General features: G+C 56.7%; 18 protein-coding genes. 13 read left to right on the top strand and 5 right to left on the bottom strand.

The window, feature by feature from the left end:
- Positions 1-29: 29 nt before the first annotated feature.
- From pstC to phoB, 5 genes are all read left to right on the top strand, one after another.
- Positions 30-1403 carry a phosphate ABC transporter permease subunit PstC gene (pstC, locus tag IE151_RS13745; protein WP_189491254.1) on the top strand — a complete coding sequence of 458 codons (1374 nt, stop codon included), beginning with the start codon at positions 30-32 and terminating at the stop codon, positions 1401-1403.
- Between the two features lie 2 nt (positions 1404-1405).
- Entirely contained in the window at positions 1406-2782 is a 1377-nt protein-coding gene (gene pstA / locus IE151_RS13740; RefSeq protein ID WP_189491251.1) for a phosphate ABC transporter permease PstA, read from the top strand.
- A 29-nt stretch (positions 2783-2811) separates the two neighbouring features.
- Positions 2812-3657 carry a phosphate ABC transporter ATP-binding protein PstB gene (gene pstB / locus IE151_RS13735; RefSeq protein WP_189491567.1) on the top strand — a complete coding sequence of 282 codons (846 nt, stop codon included), beginning with the start codon at positions 2812-2814 and terminating at the stop codon, positions 3655-3657.
- Positions 3658-3766: 109 nt separating this feature from the next.
- The gene (phoU, locus tag IE151_RS13730) at positions 3767-4462 is read left to right on the top strand and encodes a phosphate signaling complex protein PhoU (RefSeq protein WP_189491248.1); all 696 of its coding nucleotides are present in this window, start codon (positions 3767-3769) and stop codon (positions 4460-4462) included.
- A 162-nt stretch (positions 4463-4624) separates the two neighbouring features.
- Entirely contained in the window at positions 4625-5314 is a 690-nt protein-coding gene (gene phoB / locus IE151_RS13725) for a phosphate regulon transcriptional regulator PhoB (RefSeq protein ID WP_382345287.1), read from the top strand.
- Between the two features lie 125 nt (positions 5315-5439).
- Here the strand turns inward: phoB and IE151_RS13720 are convergent, their stop codons facing one another.
- From IE151_RS13720 to IE151_RS13705, 4 genes are all read right to left on the bottom strand, one after another.
- Positions 5440-5697 (bottom strand): YMGG-like glycine zipper-containing protein, encoded by a 258-nt coding sequence (locus tag IE151_RS13720; RefSeq protein WP_189491245.1) that lies wholly within the window; start codon positions 5695-5697, stop codon positions 5440-5442.
- A 249-nt stretch (positions 5698-5946) separates the two neighbouring features.
- Positions 5947-6972: a PAS domain-containing sensor histidine kinase gene (locus IE151_RS13715; RefSeq protein ID WP_244636754.1), complete on the bottom strand. Its 1026-nt coding sequence runs from the start codon at positions 6970-6972 to the stop codon at positions 5947-5949.
- 86 nt (positions 6973-7058) lie between these two features.
- Positions 7059-7229, bottom strand: a complete 171-nt coding sequence (locus IE151_RS13710; protein WP_189491244.1) for a DUF1328 domain-containing protein — start codon at positions 7227-7229, stop codon at positions 7059-7061.
- Between the two features lie 72 nt (positions 7230-7301).
- A complete protein-coding gene (locus IE151_RS13705; protein WP_189491240.1) occupies positions 7302-8096 on the bottom strand; it encodes a response regulator in 795 nt (264 codons plus the stop codon).
- Between the two features lie 234 nt (positions 8097-8330).
- Here IE151_RS13705 and IE151_RS13700 point away from each other — a divergent pair, with 234 nt between their 5' ends.
- From IE151_RS13700 to IE151_RS13685, 4 genes are read left to right on the top strand one after another with little or no spacing between them, the layout of a single operon-like run.
- Positions 8331-8528 (top strand): NepR family anti-sigma factor, encoded by a 198-nt coding sequence (locus tag IE151_RS13700; protein ID WP_189491559.1) that lies wholly within the window; start codon positions 8331-8333, stop codon positions 8526-8528.
- A gap of 6 nt (positions 8529-8534) precedes the next feature.
- Positions 8535-9077, top strand: a complete 543-nt coding sequence (locus IE151_RS13695; protein WP_189491237.1) for a sigma-70 family RNA polymerase sigma factor — start codon at positions 8535-8537, stop codon at positions 9075-9077.
- A gap of 39 nt (positions 9078-9116) precedes the next feature.
- Entirely contained in the window at positions 9117-9443 is a 327-nt protein-coding gene (locus IE151_RS13690; RefSeq protein ID WP_189491234.1) for an ElaB/YgaM/YqjD family protein, read from the top strand.
- Positions 9443-9916: a hypothetical protein gene (locus tag IE151_RS13685; RefSeq protein ID WP_189491231.1), complete on the top strand. Its 474-nt coding sequence runs from the start codon at positions 9443-9445 to the stop codon at positions 9914-9916. Before IE151_RS13690 ends, IE151_RS13685 begins: the two co-directional genes overlap by 1 nt.
- 86 nt (positions 9917-10002) lie before the next feature.
- Here IE151_RS13685 and IE151_RS13680 read toward each other — a convergent pair whose 3' ends face one another.
- On the bottom strand, positions 10003-10908 hold the full coding sequence (locus IE151_RS13680; protein WP_189491228.1) for a LysR family transcriptional regulator: 906 nt from the start codon (positions 10906-10908) through the stop codon (positions 10003-10005).
- A gap of 159 nt (positions 10909-11067) precedes the next feature.
- Between IE151_RS13680 and IE151_RS13675 the strand changes: the two genes are divergently transcribed.
- From IE151_RS13675 to IE151_RS13660, 4 genes are read left to right on the top strand one after another with little or no spacing between them, the layout of a single operon-like run.
- Entirely contained in the window at positions 11068-12039 is a 972-nt protein-coding gene (locus IE151_RS13675) for an ABC transporter permease (RefSeq protein WP_189491225.1), read from the top strand.
- A complete protein-coding gene (locus IE151_RS13670) occupies positions 12036-12935 on the top strand; it encodes an ABC transporter permease (protein ID WP_189491222.1) in 900 nt (299 codons plus the stop codon). Before IE151_RS13675 ends, IE151_RS13670 begins: the two co-directional genes overlap by 4 nt.
- Positions 12936-12949: 14 nt before the next feature.
- Positions 12950-13939: an ABC transporter ATP-binding protein gene (locus IE151_RS13665; RefSeq protein ID WP_189491219.1), complete on the top strand. Its 990-nt coding sequence runs from the start codon at positions 12950-12952 to the stop codon at positions 13937-13939.
- Positions 13936-14964, top strand: a complete 1029-nt coding sequence (locus IE151_RS13660; protein ID WP_189491216.1) for an ABC transporter ATP-binding protein — start codon at positions 13936-13938, stop codon at positions 14962-14964. Before IE151_RS13665 ends, IE151_RS13660 begins: the two co-directional genes overlap by 4 nt.
- Positions 14965-14971 lie beyond the last annotated feature (7 nt).

Raw genomic sequence — 14971 nt, 5'->3', positions numbered from 1 at the left:
AACCATTTCGCGACGGGGGCCAAGCCAAAGTGAACTCTGCAATCGTTGCCACACTGCTCCTTGTTCTTCTGGGGCTCGCCTATCAACTAGGCACTTCGCGCAGTCGCGGTCTTGTTGCTGCTGGCGGAAAACTCCATTCGCGTCCTACCTATCATGGCGCGCTGGTTGCAATATGGACGCTCGTTCCGGCTTTGCTTGTACTTGGCCTGTGGGCCATGTTCGGCCAGTCCATCTCGCGTGCCTATATACTGACGCTTTTACCAGCCGATCTCGTATCAGCAGGCGGTAGTGCGCTTGACCATGCAGTCGCCCGAGTGCGCCAGATTGCCTCGGGCTACGGTGTCGTGGGGGAACTGGCTCCCTATGAACAGGCTGCCGGGAACTCGTTGCGCAGTTTCCAGACAATAGTCTCCGCGGTCGTTCTTGCTGCTGCGGCGGGCCTTGGCGCCATTGCGCTTTTCATGGCCCACAAGCGCATCGATCCAAGGCTTCGCGCACGTAATCAGGTCGAGCGCGTCGTCTTCTACCTTCTGCTCCTATGTTCCGGCATCGCCATCCTGACAACGGTCGGTATCGTTGTCTCGCTGCTTACAGAAGCCATTCGCTTCTTTACCTTCATCAGTCCCGTGGACTTCTTCTTCGGTACTGTCTGGAACCCGCGGTTCTCGTCTACCGGCGCCGGCAGCCACGGCGATTTTGGGCTGCTTCCATTGCTTTGGGGCACGATAATGGTTGCGACCATCGCAATGCTGGTTGCTCTTCCGGTTGGCTTGATGACGGCTATCTACCTTTCGCAATATGCGAAGCCTGCGGTCCGCAACGCGGTCAAGCCGATCGTTGAAATTCTTGCGGGTATCCCGACCATTGTCTACGGTTTCTTCGCCCTCGTCGCGGTCGGACCGTTCCTGGCGTCCATAGGAAATGTCCTTGGTCTCGATATTCGCGCAACCAGTGCACTGACGGCGGGCCTCGTCATGGGGATGATGATCATTCCCTTCATCTCGTCGCTTTCAGATGACATTCTGCGCCAGGTCCCCCGCACCATGCGCGACGGTTCGCTGGGGCTTGGAGCCACCAAGTCGGAAACCATCAAGCGGGTCGTCCTCCCGGCGGCGCTGCCCGGCGTCGTGGGCGCGTTCCTGCTGGCGGTTAGCCGCGCCATTGGCGAAACCATGATCGTGGTTCTGGCTGCCGGCAACAGTCCGTTCCCGCGACTCAATCCCGGTGAACCGGTCTCGACCGTGACCGTGTCTATCGTCAATCAGCTGACCGGCGATACCGACTTTGCCTCTCCGCAATCGTTGGTCGCGTTCGCCCTCGGTCTCACCCTTTTCGTGATGACGCTTCTTTTGAACGTCGTTGCCCTGTTTATCGTCCGTCGCTATCGGGAGCAGTACGAATAGTCATGGCTCAATCATTCCAGAATTTAACCGGTTCGACGACCGACAGTAGTTCCGAAGAGCGCCTCAAGCTGATCCGTAACGGTCTTTCGGCACGCCATGCTCGGGAAAAACGCTTCAAAGCCTACGGCATTGCGGCAATCGCGCTGGCGCTGGGTTTCGTTGCGATGCTGTTTGGCAACATTATCTCCAAGGGGTTGCCAGCCTTCATGCAGGCCACCGCTTCGCTGGACGTTTTTTACGATCCAGAGATTATCAAGGTCGACCCAAAGCCTGAAATCCAGGCGGGTCAATCCCCGGCCGATTTCAACCGCGCCATGCTCGACTGGCAGCGGTCTGTCACCATGGTCAACTGGAACCGCGTGGTCGAAGCTGCCGTTCGCGGGGCTGCCCCGGACACACAGGCGGACACTCGCCAGATATTGTCGCTGATCGAAACCAATGCGCGCTTTACGCTTCGGGACAACTTCGTTGCAAACCCCGAGCTTCTCGGACAGACGGTAAAAATCGACCTGACCGCATCGGCGAATGCCGACAACTGGCTCAAGGGCAATATCGATCGCAGTCTTCCCGATGCGCAACAGCAGCTTTCAGCGCCAGCCCGCCAGCTTGCGGACCAGCTGAAGGAAGATGGCGTGATACGCTACACCTTCGCCAGCCAGATCCTTACGAATGTCGATTCTCGTTCCGCTCCTGCGTCTGCTGGTCTGGCCGGAGCGTTCATGGGCTCGCTCTATATGATGCTTGTCGTCATCCTGCTGGCCGTCCCGATAGGGGTCGCAAGCGCGGTCTATCTTGAAGAGTTCGCGCCGAAGAACAAGCTGACGGATCTGATCGAAGTCAATATCAACAATCTCGCGGCCGTCCCGTCCATTGTATTCGGCCTTCTAGGCGCAGCCGTATTCATCAACTATTTCCGGTTGCCGCTTTCTGCTCCGCTGGTTGGTGGTCTGGTGTTGACGCTGATGACCCTGCCTACCATCATAATCGCGACCCGCTCGGCGCTGCGTGCAGTGCCGCCATCCTTGCGGGCAGCGGCACTCGGTCTTGGTGCATCGCGTACGCAGATGGTTTTCCATCACATTCTGCCCATCACCTATCCGGGTATTCTGACCGCTACGATTATTGGCGTCGCTCAGGCCCTTGGCGAAACGGCACCGCTGCTTCTGATTGGCATGAACGCTTTCGTGGCAGCCGTTCCTGGCTCACCGCTCGAGCAGTCTACCGCTCTTCCAGTTCAGATCTATCTCTGGCAGGGTAATGAGAATCGCAACTTCTTCGAAGCGCGCACATCCGCGGCAATCATGGTACTTCTTAGCCTCATGATCCTGCTGAACGCGATTGCCATCTACCTTCGAACCAAATTGGAGCGGCGCACTTGACCAACGACGTCATTACGGAGACGAACAAGATGCATATGTCGACCGACAAGATCGTCGAGCAGTCCGATCTTTATTCGCAGAAGGGCGGTACTGTCCGTACTCCCGACCAGAACCCGCTTCCGGTTCGCGTGACAGCGCGTGACGTGAAGGTCTTCTACGGTCAGAAGCAGGCTCTTTACGATGTCTCCATAGACATCCCCGAACGTTCGGTTACAGCATTCATCGGTCCTTCGGGCTGCGGAAAGTCAACTTTTCTGCGCTGTCTTAATCGCATGAATGACACGATCGAAGGATGTCGCGTCGAGGGGCAGATCAAGCTGGATGGCGGCGACATCTACGACCCGCAGCTCGACGTTGTTGAACTGCGGGCCCGCGTCGGGATGGTTTTCCAGAAGCCCAATCCATTTCCGAAGTCGATCTTCGAGAACGTAGCTTATGGCCCACGTATCCATGGTCTTGCCAAGAACAAGACCGATCTCGAAGAAATCGTCGTGTCGAGTTTGCAGAAGGCAAGTCTTTACGAGGAAGTGAAGGATCGCCTGCACGAAGCCGGTACCGGTCTTTCGGGTGGCCAGCAGCAGCGCCTTTGCATCGCACGTGCCATTGCGGTGTCGCCTGAAGTGATCCTGATGGATGAACCATGCTCGGCGCTCGATCCTATCGCCACGGCGAAAATCGAAGAGCTTATCGACGAATTGCGCCAGAACTTCACGATCGTCATCGTCACGCACTCGATGCAGCAGGCAGCTCGCGTTTCGCAGCGCACTGCCTTCTTCCATCTGGGGGTTCTCGTTGAAGAAGGTCCCACGGACGTCATCTTCACCAGCCCGGGTGAGAAGCGGACGCAGGACTATATCACGGGCCGCTTCGGCTAAGATTTATCGCCCGCGCCCACAATGCGGGCATTCCGGTCAGCGCCGTGGAAGCTCCGGCATCTGCGTCGTACCCGAACGGATAATGAGCATGTCCAATCAGGAGAGTGCCATGAGCGGTCACACCGTTTCGTCCTTTGATGACGAGTTGAACCATATTGACAGGCTGATCCGCGATATGGGGGATCTTGCTTCGTCGATGGTTGCTGATGCCACGCGTTCGTTGCTGCAGGCGCAGGAAGCCAGTGCACAACGCGTCATTTCCGATGACGTGGTGATGGATGCACGCCAGCGTGAACTCGACGAACGTGCAATCACGCTGATCGCCAAGCGACAGCCGATGGCTCAGGATCTTCGCGCGGTCGTTGCAGCCATTCGCATTGCCGCTGATCTGGAGCGGATCGGCGATCTGGCGAAGAACATTGCCAAGCGGGTCGGCTCGGTTGATGCCGGTACAATCAAGACACCGCTTTCGCACAGCATCGAGGCGATGTCGAAGCTGGTTCTGGACCAGATCAACAATGTCATCACCTATTATGTGACACGCAACGCGGAGGGGCTGGTTTCCTTGCGCGAGGCCGATGAGCTGATTGACATAAAATACACTTCCGTATTTCGCGAACTGCTGACCTACATGATGGAAGATCCACGCAAAATCTCTGCATGCACCCATCTTCTGTTCTGCGCGAAAAATCTGGAGCGGATCGGTGACCACGTTACCAATGTGGCGGAAAATGCCTTCTATGTGATCACTGGCGAGCAATTGCCGGCGCATCGTCCCAAGGTGGACGAGACCGCCAGCGTATAAGCGGGATTTATGAAGGCGGCCGGAGTGGGGCCTGGTCGTCTTCTCGCTCTCGCGCCGGACATTTTTCGTTTGGCGTGGACGGGAGAAAAGTGGCGAATGCCGCCAATGTTTGGCTGAACCTGCCGTTCTCCGGCAGGCCAAAGCAGAAGAAGAGGTCCAAGCATGATTGCACCCAAGATCATCGTCGTGGAAGACGAGGAACCGCTATGCGTTCTCCTGCGCTATAATCTGGAGGCGGAAGGCTATCAGGTCGAAGTTATCACTCGCGGCGACGACGCCGAAATCCGTCTGCAGGAAATGGTTCCCGATCTTTTGGTGCTCGACTGGATGGTGCCGGGTGTTTCCGGCATCGAACTTTGCCGGCGCCTGCGCATGCGGCCTGAAACCGAGCGCCTGCCAATCATCATGCTGACGGCGCGCGGTGAAGAAAGCGATCGCGTCCGCGGTCTTTCCACCGGAGCGGATGATTATCTTGTAAAGCCTTTTTCGACGCCGGAGTTCGTGGCTCGTGTACGCGCCCTTTTGCGACGCGCCAAGCCGGAGGTGCTGTCCTCAGTGCTCAAGGTAGGGGACATTGTTCTCGACCGCGAGGCACACCGCGTCTATCGTCGACAGAGCGAAATCCGCCTTGGTCCTACCGAATTTCGTTTGCTCGAGTTCCTGATGCAGCATCCCGGTCGGGTCTTCTCGCGTGGACAGTTGCTGGACAATGTCTGGGGCGAAACCATTTATATCGATGAACGCACGGTGGATGTTCACGTTGGTCGGCTTCGCAAAGCGGTGAACACGAACAAAATGCCGGATATCATCCGCACTATTCGCGGGGCCGGCTATGCGATACGCGAGGCGTAGCCGCTAGCGGATGAAGAAAATGGCGGGGATCCCGCCATTTTCTTTGCCCACAATGTCTCACAGGCACGCGTGGGCCAAGCACATAGACAACCCCGCGAAAAAATGTCGAGGCTGCCGAGCTTTAATTACCGGCAACGTGCTTCATAGGTGCGGCCATCGTAAGGGTCCCGATAACGGCAGTAACCAGGACGGTCTGCCGCGCGGCCGATCAGATAGCCGCCTACCGCACCGGCAGCGGCACCGATCGCTGCACCTTCAATATTGCCGCCAGCAAGGCCGCCGATCGCTGCGCCACCAAGCGCGCCAACGCCGGCAGTTTTTTCGGCGGTCGTGCAACCGGTAATGAGAACGGCAGCGCCAAGCGCGAATAGAATGCCTTTCATAGAAACTCTCCTCGAATGAGCAGGAAACATGCTCTGTTACTTCCATTCATAGCGACAGCGGAATTCCGCTCACGAGCGGCTCTCCTCCGAAGGACACAACGCCACTCGATGAAATGATCAAGAAGCGCGGTCATCCGATACATAACCCATTCTTCGCAAAATGGTTGCGCAATTACGTTCTGGGCAGATCAGGTGACATGAAAATTTGTTTCACGATGTGACTATTGCACGAAGCAATGACGTTGCTTCTTATCGGTCGAGTTCGAAATTGTTGCGTGGAACGATGAGACGGTAGACCAGCTCCGAATTGTCGATTCGAAGCTCGGCTGTGCCTGATAAGGAGGCCGGAACGACGCGCTCAAGGGCAACGGAGCCGAAGCGCCGATCCTGGCTCGGGTGGTCTCGTCGGATTTTTTCATCCCAGGTCAGAACGATATCGCTCTGCGGATTGTCTTTATCTGAAAGCTCGACAGAAAGCGTCACGTAGCCCTCGGAACTGCGTAATGCGCCATAACTTACCGAATTGACGGCCAGCTCATGCAAGGCCAAGCCGATATGCAAAGCCGCGTTGGGGGTAAGATAAGGGTTCTTGCCGGTGAAGCGGATATTGCGATCGGGGTCGGCGCAATAGCGGCTGAGCTGGCTGAGAGTGAGATCGTGCAGGTCGGCGCCACGCCAATTGGACGAGGTAACCAGATCTTGGGAGGAGGCGAGCGACTGCAGGCGGCCCCGGAAGCGGGCGATGAAGCCTTCGATGCTTTCGGAGTAACGGCCTGTCTGAGAAGCGACACTCTGAATAATTGCCAGCAGGTTTTTGGAGCGGTGGCTGACTTCGCGCAGCAAGGTACGCAAAGTCTGCTCACGGAGTTTCTTTTCCGTCGTTTCGATAGCCGTCATGACGACACCATGGATCGGCCCGTGGTCGTCGCGGTCAAGGTCGATCCATATGTCGAACCATTGCATGCCGTCCTTGCCGTAAAATTGGAGCTCGATGAGCTGTCGTTCGCCCGAGCGAAGAACATCCTGTTTCAAGCCGAGCAGCTTGTCGGCGTTTTCCTGGGAAAATATGTCGGCGTCGCGTTTACCGACAACGCTTTCATTGGTCCAGACAAGCGGAATATTCTCACCCCACAGCGTTTTGAGATCGGGAGATTGGTAAAGGACCGAAATCCCGCTGTGACGCAGAGAACGCAGAAGGCTGGGAGCAGCATCGCGCGTGCTCTCCAGCCCCACGCCTGTCTGGCTATCTGCGGTTTCCAGCTTCAAATCCGTCACGCCGTCATCCCATGCATATTCGTGTTGCCGCTAGCTCTCCCGTCGATGGCCCGACGGGGCGCCTACCGGGGCCGCATGTGCGGGATTTACGAACGTGTCCTGCGTACCAGGCTCGCAAGAAGCGAAATGACCAGGAATGCGAGGAAGATGTAAAAGAGTATTTGAGCGATGCCGGCAGAGGTGCCGGCGATTCCCCCAAATCCCAAAGCTGCCGCGATAATCGCGACCACCAGGAAGACCAAAGCCCAGTAAAGCATCTCGTTTTCTCCATCAAGTGCACATAAACGCGTGCTCTTTGGTTCGGTTCCGACTGGCGCTCGCAGCTTGAATCAGGCTGCTGCCGCCGTCCGGTTTTCAAAAAACAGAGCTTGGCTGATAAGGGCTTTCACCATTTCGGGATTGAAAGGTTTGGTGACCAAAAACGCCGGCTCCGGCCGCCGTCCGGTCAGCAGACGCTCGGGGAAGGCCGTTATGAAGATGACGGGAAGCTGGGAGGCCTCCAGTATCTCATTGACGGCATCGATACCCGAACTGCCATCGGCAAGCTGGATGTCGGCCAGAACCATGTGGGGTTGGGTTTTCCTGAAGAGCTCGGTTGCTTCCTTGTGGGTGCGTGCGATGCCGACCACGGTGTGACCGAGACTGGTCACCATTTCCTCGATCTCCATGGCAATGAGCGGCTCGTCTTCGATAATAAGAACATCCGTTGCCATCTGCTGGGAGATTTCTTCGCTCGCGGCGCGCAACAATTCCTCAAACTCGGCATTGTTTACGGAGAGAATTTCAGCAGCTTCCTCATTGCTGAATCCTTCGACCGAGATAAGGAGGAAGGCCTGGCGCTGGCGAGGAGCAAGTGTGCTGAGATTAACGACTGCGCGCTCCTCCCAGCCGCCGAGGCGATCGATCTGTGGAACGCGAAGACCAATAGACGAGAAGAGCTTTGCGTAGGCTTTATAGATCGCGATACGATCGGAGGAGGCCTCTGGCAGGGTCGATGGGTCTACGATGATCGCTTCAAGCGTAGCAGCAACGAGCGCGTCGCCACTGGGTTGGGAGCCGCATGTCGCTCGAGCAAACCGGCGCAGAAATGGCAGGTGCGGAGCGATCTTGCTGGACAGATTCATGAAAATAAGCCTTTTCCTGAGCGGATGCGGATAGAATGCCACATTCCGTGGCAGAACCGTTACAATGCTTATTTCAAGAAAAAGTTCCAGTACCGGGGAACGATTTCAGCGTGGGCGAGTTTAAGGTTACAGCTGGGCGAGCGAGCAACAGATGTTTGTGGCCCGGCCATGCTCGGCGACAGGCCTTTCGTCGTTTCTGGAACGGCCGTCAGGAGAACAAAGCGAATGAATCGGATGTCCAATAAAACTGAAAATACAACTCCTGTATTCCCTCCAGCCGAGCATACGAAAGACGCGCTCGGTGCCAATTCCGAGGTGGCGCGCAAGCTGAAGCAGTACTACGACGAGCTGGTCACGGAAGAGATTCCTGATCGCTTTGCGGATCTGCTCAACCAGCTCGAGAAGGTCGAAATGACCAAGGCGAAGGGATGAATGCCCATGGGGGAAACAGCTAGTTTCAAGACCGACCTGCTTGGTGCGATTCCCAGCCTTCGTGCTTTCGCGCTTTCACTCGTGCAGAATGCCGACAAGGCAGACGATCTGGTTCAGGAGACCCTCGTCAAAGCCTGGGACAAACAATCGAGTTTTGAGCCCGGCACCAATCTCAAAGCGTGGCTTTTCACCATCCTGCGGAATGAATTCTACTCCCAGATGCGCAAGCGCGGCCGCGAGGTGCAGGATAGCGACGGCATCATGACGAGTCGGCTTGCCGTTCATCCGAGCCAGCAGGGCAAGCTGGATCTTGACGACTTTCGCGATGCTCTCGATCAGTTGCCAGAAGACCAACGCGAGGCCATCATTCTCGTCGGTGCTTCGGGTTTCTCCTACGAGGAAGCTGCAAATATCTGCGATTGCGCAGTAGGCACAATCAAGAGCCGCGTTAGCCGTGCCCGCACCCGTTTGCATGAAATGCTGTCGATTGAAGGCGATGGCGAGTTTGGCCCGGATGCGATTTCCTCCCAAGTGATGGGCGCCGCCTAAGGCCTAGCCGCCCCAATATTACGAACAGGAGTTTCAGGAATGGCAACGACCAACAAATCCGAAACGGCACCGCGCGATGCAGTAAAGGATATCGAACGCGATATTCAGGCACTGCGCGAAGATATCGCCAATCTAGCTTCGCAGCTTGCTGCGGCTGGTAAAGAGCAGGCCCAGGCTGCGAAGGGCGCTGCCTATGCCAAGGCAGAGGAACTTCGCCGCCGTGGTGAAGATGCGGTCGAGCGTGCTCGCGCCAATGCCGAAGATGTGGAAGCGCAGATCATAGATCACGTGCACGAAAAGCCCATCACCTCGCTTGCCATTGCAGCTGGTGTAGGTTTCCTCACGGCCCTTATCCTGCGTCGCTGATGCTGCCGCGTTCTCCTATACTCGCCACGCTGCTCACGACGGTGCTGGCCGGCGAAACAGGGGCATTGACCCGTCGTGCCAAAGCGACCGTTCTCTTCTTTGCGGCGATAGGGCTTCTGGTTGCGATGGGATTGTTCTTCGCGCTCGTGGCGGGTTTTATTGCTACAGCTTCCCGGTTTGGCTCGGTCGAAGCGGCAATCGGCTTCAGCCTCGGCTTTCTCGTCGTCGCGCTCATACTCTATATCGCCTATCGCCTGTATCTCGCCAATGAGAAAAAGAAAGCAAAGGCACGGCGCGCGGCCGATTACAGTACTGTTGGAATCGCGACTGCCCTTGCCGTCGCGCCTGCGCTTCTGAAGGGAAATCCCTTGATGAAGATCGGTATTCCTGCTGCCGCAGTTATAGCTTACTTGATCTTCAAGGAGAACACCCGCCGAAGCGGGGCTGTTTTTCGGAACGACGATCGCGACTGAGCAGCCTCTAAGACAGGTAAAAACGGTGGCAAATTGCCGCCGTTTTCCCGTTCGCTTCATCTCGCGGCCGTGAAGCAGACGGAATATCATTTCAACTCATGATCAAAGCTCTTCAAGGCGCTGATGGCGTGCTCGATGAACAGCTTCGCCACTTCCGGCAAGTCAGGCTTGGCAGGATAGGCGAACGCGAAATGATGAGGAATATCGGGTACGAAGGGACGAATAATGATTTCCAGGTGGGCACAGTCCTGGATCAACAGGGAATTTACGAGCGCGATTCCAATTCCCTGGGCTGCAAAGCCGCATGCCGAACTCACGGAATGGGCTTCCAGGCGAATGTGCGGTGCCAGACCGTTTGAAGAAAAGGTCAGATCTATATCGTGACGAGGCGGGCGCCCTCTGCCGAGCATGACCAGAGGCACGTTATGGAGGTCGTCCGGCCTGATTACACTCCTTGACGCCAGGGGATGTCCGACCGGAATGGCGCATACCGAACGCGCACGTATCAGCTCGGAGCTATGGAGATTCTTGTCTGCGAACGGGAGACGCAGGAAACCGATTTCGGCCTGTTTCTCCTCCAGCATGCGTTCAATGACATTATATGTCCCGTGTAACACCTCGAAACGCGCGTCCGGATAATCCCGCAGAAAATCGGCGATGATTTTCGGCATGATAACCTTGGAGATGCCAGGCGGAACCGCTACTCTCAAAAGCGCTTCTGACAGCCGGCCCGACCGCAAATCATTGACGGCCTGCTGCAACATGCTGACCCGCTCCAGAACATCGGCGATGCGCGGCTCAAGCAGGCCGTTTATGCGCGATGGGGTCAGTCGTGAGCCGTCTCGAAAGAAAAGCTCGAGCTCCAGATCAGCTTCGAGCTGCGCGAGACGGCGGCTCACTGCCGACTGAGAAATTCCCAGAAGTTCGGCGGCAGCCTGAGTAGAGCCAGTGCTCATGACCGCGCGAAAGGCTTCCAGATCCTTGATTTTCATCGTTCGCCTCTATGCGTATAACGCATAGACAATTCCAGTTATCTCATAATCTTGCAAGTGCCCTTACGCCATGCATGATCTAATCAAAACAAGAACCGGGAACATGTTGGGAGAGTACATGATCACCTCACCGTTTGGCTTGTCTCAAGGACAAGTGCGATGACGGCATTCATTATCAGGCGGATTTTCCAGGCGATTATCGTCCTGTTTGCAACCTCGGTCATTGTTTTTGCCGGAATCTATGCGATCGGCGACCCGCTGGAAATTCTGCTGCCACCGGACGCGACAATGGCAGAACGCGCTCAGGTCACCCAGGCTCTCGGTCTCGACAAGCCGGTTTTCGTGCAATACGGCCATTTTCTTTTGAACGCGTTACAGGGCGACCTAGGGACATCCTTCGTCTATAACCAGCCGTCCATCAGCGTTATTCTGAGCCGTCTGCCCGCCACGCTCGAGCTGGCGTTCTGTGCGCTTGTGCTTGCAATTCTGATAGGCATTCCACTGGGGCTGATTTCTGGTCTGAAATCCGGAACGGCAACGGATGAGACAATCATGACCGGGTCGATCCTCGGCTTCAGCCTACCGAATTTCTGGCAGGGCATGATGCTGATCATGATCTTCTCGGTCTATCTCGGCTGGCTGCCTTCAACCGGACGAGGCCAGACGGGAAGTATTCTGGGAATTGAGACGAGTCTCGCCACCTGGGACGGGATCCGCCACCTCATCCTTCCGGCCCTCAACCTGTCTCTGGCCAAGATTTCCCTGGTTATCCGCCTGACCCGTACCGGCGTTCAGGAGACCATGCCGCTCGACTTCGTCAAGTTCGCACGAGCGAGGGGACTTTCCTCGCGCCGTATTGTTTTCGTACATGTATTGAAGAACATTCTGATCCCGATCGTCACGGTCATTGGTGTCGAATTCGGTTCATTGATTGCTTTCGCCGTGGTGACCGAAACGATCTTCGCCTGGCCAGGAGTTGGCAAGCTTATCATCGACAGCATCAACATTCTCGATCGTCCGATCGTGGTGGCTTACATCCTCGTCGTGGTGACGATGTTCATTCTCATCAACCTCTTCGTCGACATCCTCTACTCGGTGCTCGATCCGCGGATAAGGAGCAAAGCACGATGAGTATTCTCGCCCAACGCGTTCTGGGAGAGGGTGTCGTTGCAACGGCGATCTCCGGCATACTTGGCAGCGCCAAGGCAACTATCGCATTGTTCGTGTGTACGATCCTGATTCTTGCAGCGATCTTTGCGCCGTTCATCGCGCCGCAGAACCCATATGATCTCATGCAGATCGACATTTTCGATGCCAGGCTTGCACCTATGTCGGAAGGTTTCAACGGCATGCTCTACGTGCTCGGGACCGATACGCAAGGGCGCGACATGCTTTCCGCCATGCTTTACGGTCTGCGTACGAGCCTCGGCGTCGGGCTTACCGCGGGGTTGCTGGCGCTGATCGTCGGTGCATCCCTTGGTCTGATCGCTGCTTATGCAGGCGGACGCCTGGACGCATTCATCATGCGCGTGGTCGACCTGATGCTGGGCTTCCCGACGATCCTTATCGCTCTCTTGATTCTTGCTGTACTCGGGCAAGGCACCTGGAAGGTGATTTTCGCTCTGGTTCTCGTCCAATGGGCCTATTTCGCACGTGCATCGCGAGGGGCAGCACTGGTCGAGGTCAACAGGGATTATGTCGAGGCGGCGCGCTGTCTAGGTCTCAGCCGGACAAGAATTCTGTTCGGACAGCTCCTACCCAACTGCATGCCGCCGCTGATCGTCATAGGCACGATCCAGATCGCTCAGGCGATCGCAACCGAGGCGACACTGAGCTTTCTAGGTATTGGTTTGCCGATCACGGAGCCATCTCTGGGCCTTCTGATCGCGAATGGCTATCAGGTGCTGCTCGCAGGGCTATACTGGATCAGCGTTTATCCGGGACTCCTGCTCCTCACTCTCGTCTTCTCTATCAACATCGTGGGCGATCGCCTGCGCGAGGTTCTGAACCCGAGATTGGTGAAATGATGGAGAACCCGAACATGTCCGAGGTGGTCCTCGAAGTCACTGACCTGCAAACGCATTTCTTCACGAGTGCCGGGGTCGTCAAATCCGTGGATAATGTGAGCCTGACGGTCCGCCGCGGCGAGATCATTGGCCTGGTCGGCGAATCCGGCTCCGGCAAATCGATCACCGGCTTTTCCATTCTTGGTCTGGTCGATCCACCCGGGCGCAATGTTGCAGGCTCAATTCTGTTCAAGGGTGAGGAGCTTCTCAAGGCATCGCCGAGGCGTTTGCGCTCGTTGCGAGGCAATCGCATCGCGATGATCTTTCAAGACCCGATGATGACCTTGAATCCGGTTCTCTCCGTCAAGACGCACATGGTCGAAACGGTTCTTGCTCATGAAAGCGTGTCGCGGGCAGAGGCGCTTCGGCGTTCCGTCGAGGCTCTGCGCATGGTGGGTATCTCGCAGCCGGAGACACGCATCGAAAGCTATCCGCACGAGTTTTCGGGCGGTATGCGGCAGCGCGTGGCCATTGCCATCGCGCTCCTGCACAAACCCGATCTCATCATCGCGGATGAACCGACCACCGCACTCGATGTGACGATCCAGAGCCAGATACTGTCGGAGGTCCAGACACTCTGCCGGGAACTGGGTATGGGGCTGATCTGGATCAGCCACGATCTTGGCGTGGTAGCCGGTCTCGCAGATCGCATTGCCGTCATGTATGCCGGCAGAATAGTCGAGCAGGGTAGCGTCGATGATGTTCTTGACCATCCCAAGCATCCCTATACTGCCGGTCTCATCGGTTCTGCTCCGGCGGTCAATCGTCGTGGCGAGCGGTTGACCCAGATACGCGGGGCGGCGCCACATCCACTCCGGCGTCCTGACGGATGTTCGTTTCGAACGCGCTGCGACTTCGCTTCGCAAGCCTGTCTGCAGGAGCCAGATGAGACCTTTGGCAAGGATGGACATCGCTGGCGCTGCTTCAATCCCCTTCAAGCCGAAACTGCGGAGGCGATCCAATGAGCGAGATTTTCGCAGAAGCGCGCAACGTCTCGAAACGTTTTACTCACGAGCCTGATTTCGCCGAACGCATCGCTTCCAAGCTTGGTGCGGTATCGACGCGGAAGGTGGTACATGCACTGGATGGCGTCGATCTGGCGGTGCGGAAGGGCGAGGTTGTCGGCCTGGTTGGCGAATCCGGTTGTGGCAAGTCCACGCTTGGCCGTGTCATTGCAGGAATGCTTCCTGCCACCGAAGGCGAAGTGCTGGTCAACGGCAGGGGGCGCGACGCGCTGCGCGGTGCGGAGGCAAGGGCGGCGCGCCTCAAGACGCAGATCATTTTCCAGGACCCGATGTCATCACTCAATCCACGTAAGCGTGTGATTGATATTATTGGCGAAGCGCCTGTTGCGCATGGCCTGATCAAGGCACGGGAGAAGCGCAAACTCGTTGAAGATCTGCTGGAAACGGTCGGCCTTGATCCGTCAATGTCAAACCGCTATCCGCATCAATTCTCAGGCGGACAGCGCCAGCGTATCGGGATTGCGCGAGCACTGGCGGTAAAGCCGGAGTTCCTGGTCTGCGACGAGAGTATTGCCGCTCTGGACATCTCCATTCAGGCGCAGGTGATCAACCTCTTCATGGACCTGCGCGAGACATTCGACCTGACATACCTGTTCATCAGCCATGATCTGGGCGTGGTTAATCACATCGCTGACCGCGTGGTCATCATGTATCTCGGCAGGGTCGTCGAGTCCGGATCGGTCGAAGACATTTTCGAGCATCCGAACCATCCCTATACCGCCGCCCTTCTGTCGGAAGTGCCAAGCATCGACAAGAGGCACAGGACCTTCAACACCATCAAGGGCGAGATACCGTCGCCCGTCAATCCGCCGTCCGGATGCCATTTTCATCCGCGCTGTCCACATGCCTTCGAGCGTTGCCGGATCGAGCGGCCAGCGCTGCGCTCGGTTGGCAGTGAGCATGACAGCGCGTGCCATCTCAATGATCTGCCTGAACGACCAATCTTCAACAATCTGGGGAACTGAAGGGAAC

Origin of the sequence: Limoniibacter endophyticus, from assembly GCF_014652835.1 — a bacterium.
Lineage (GTDB): Bacteria > Pseudomonadota > Alphaproteobacteria > Rhizobiales > Rhizobiaceae > Limoniibacter > Limoniibacter endophyticus.
Note: the sequence above shows the minus strand (reverse complement) of the source record. Positions and strands in the feature narration are given on the sequence as shown.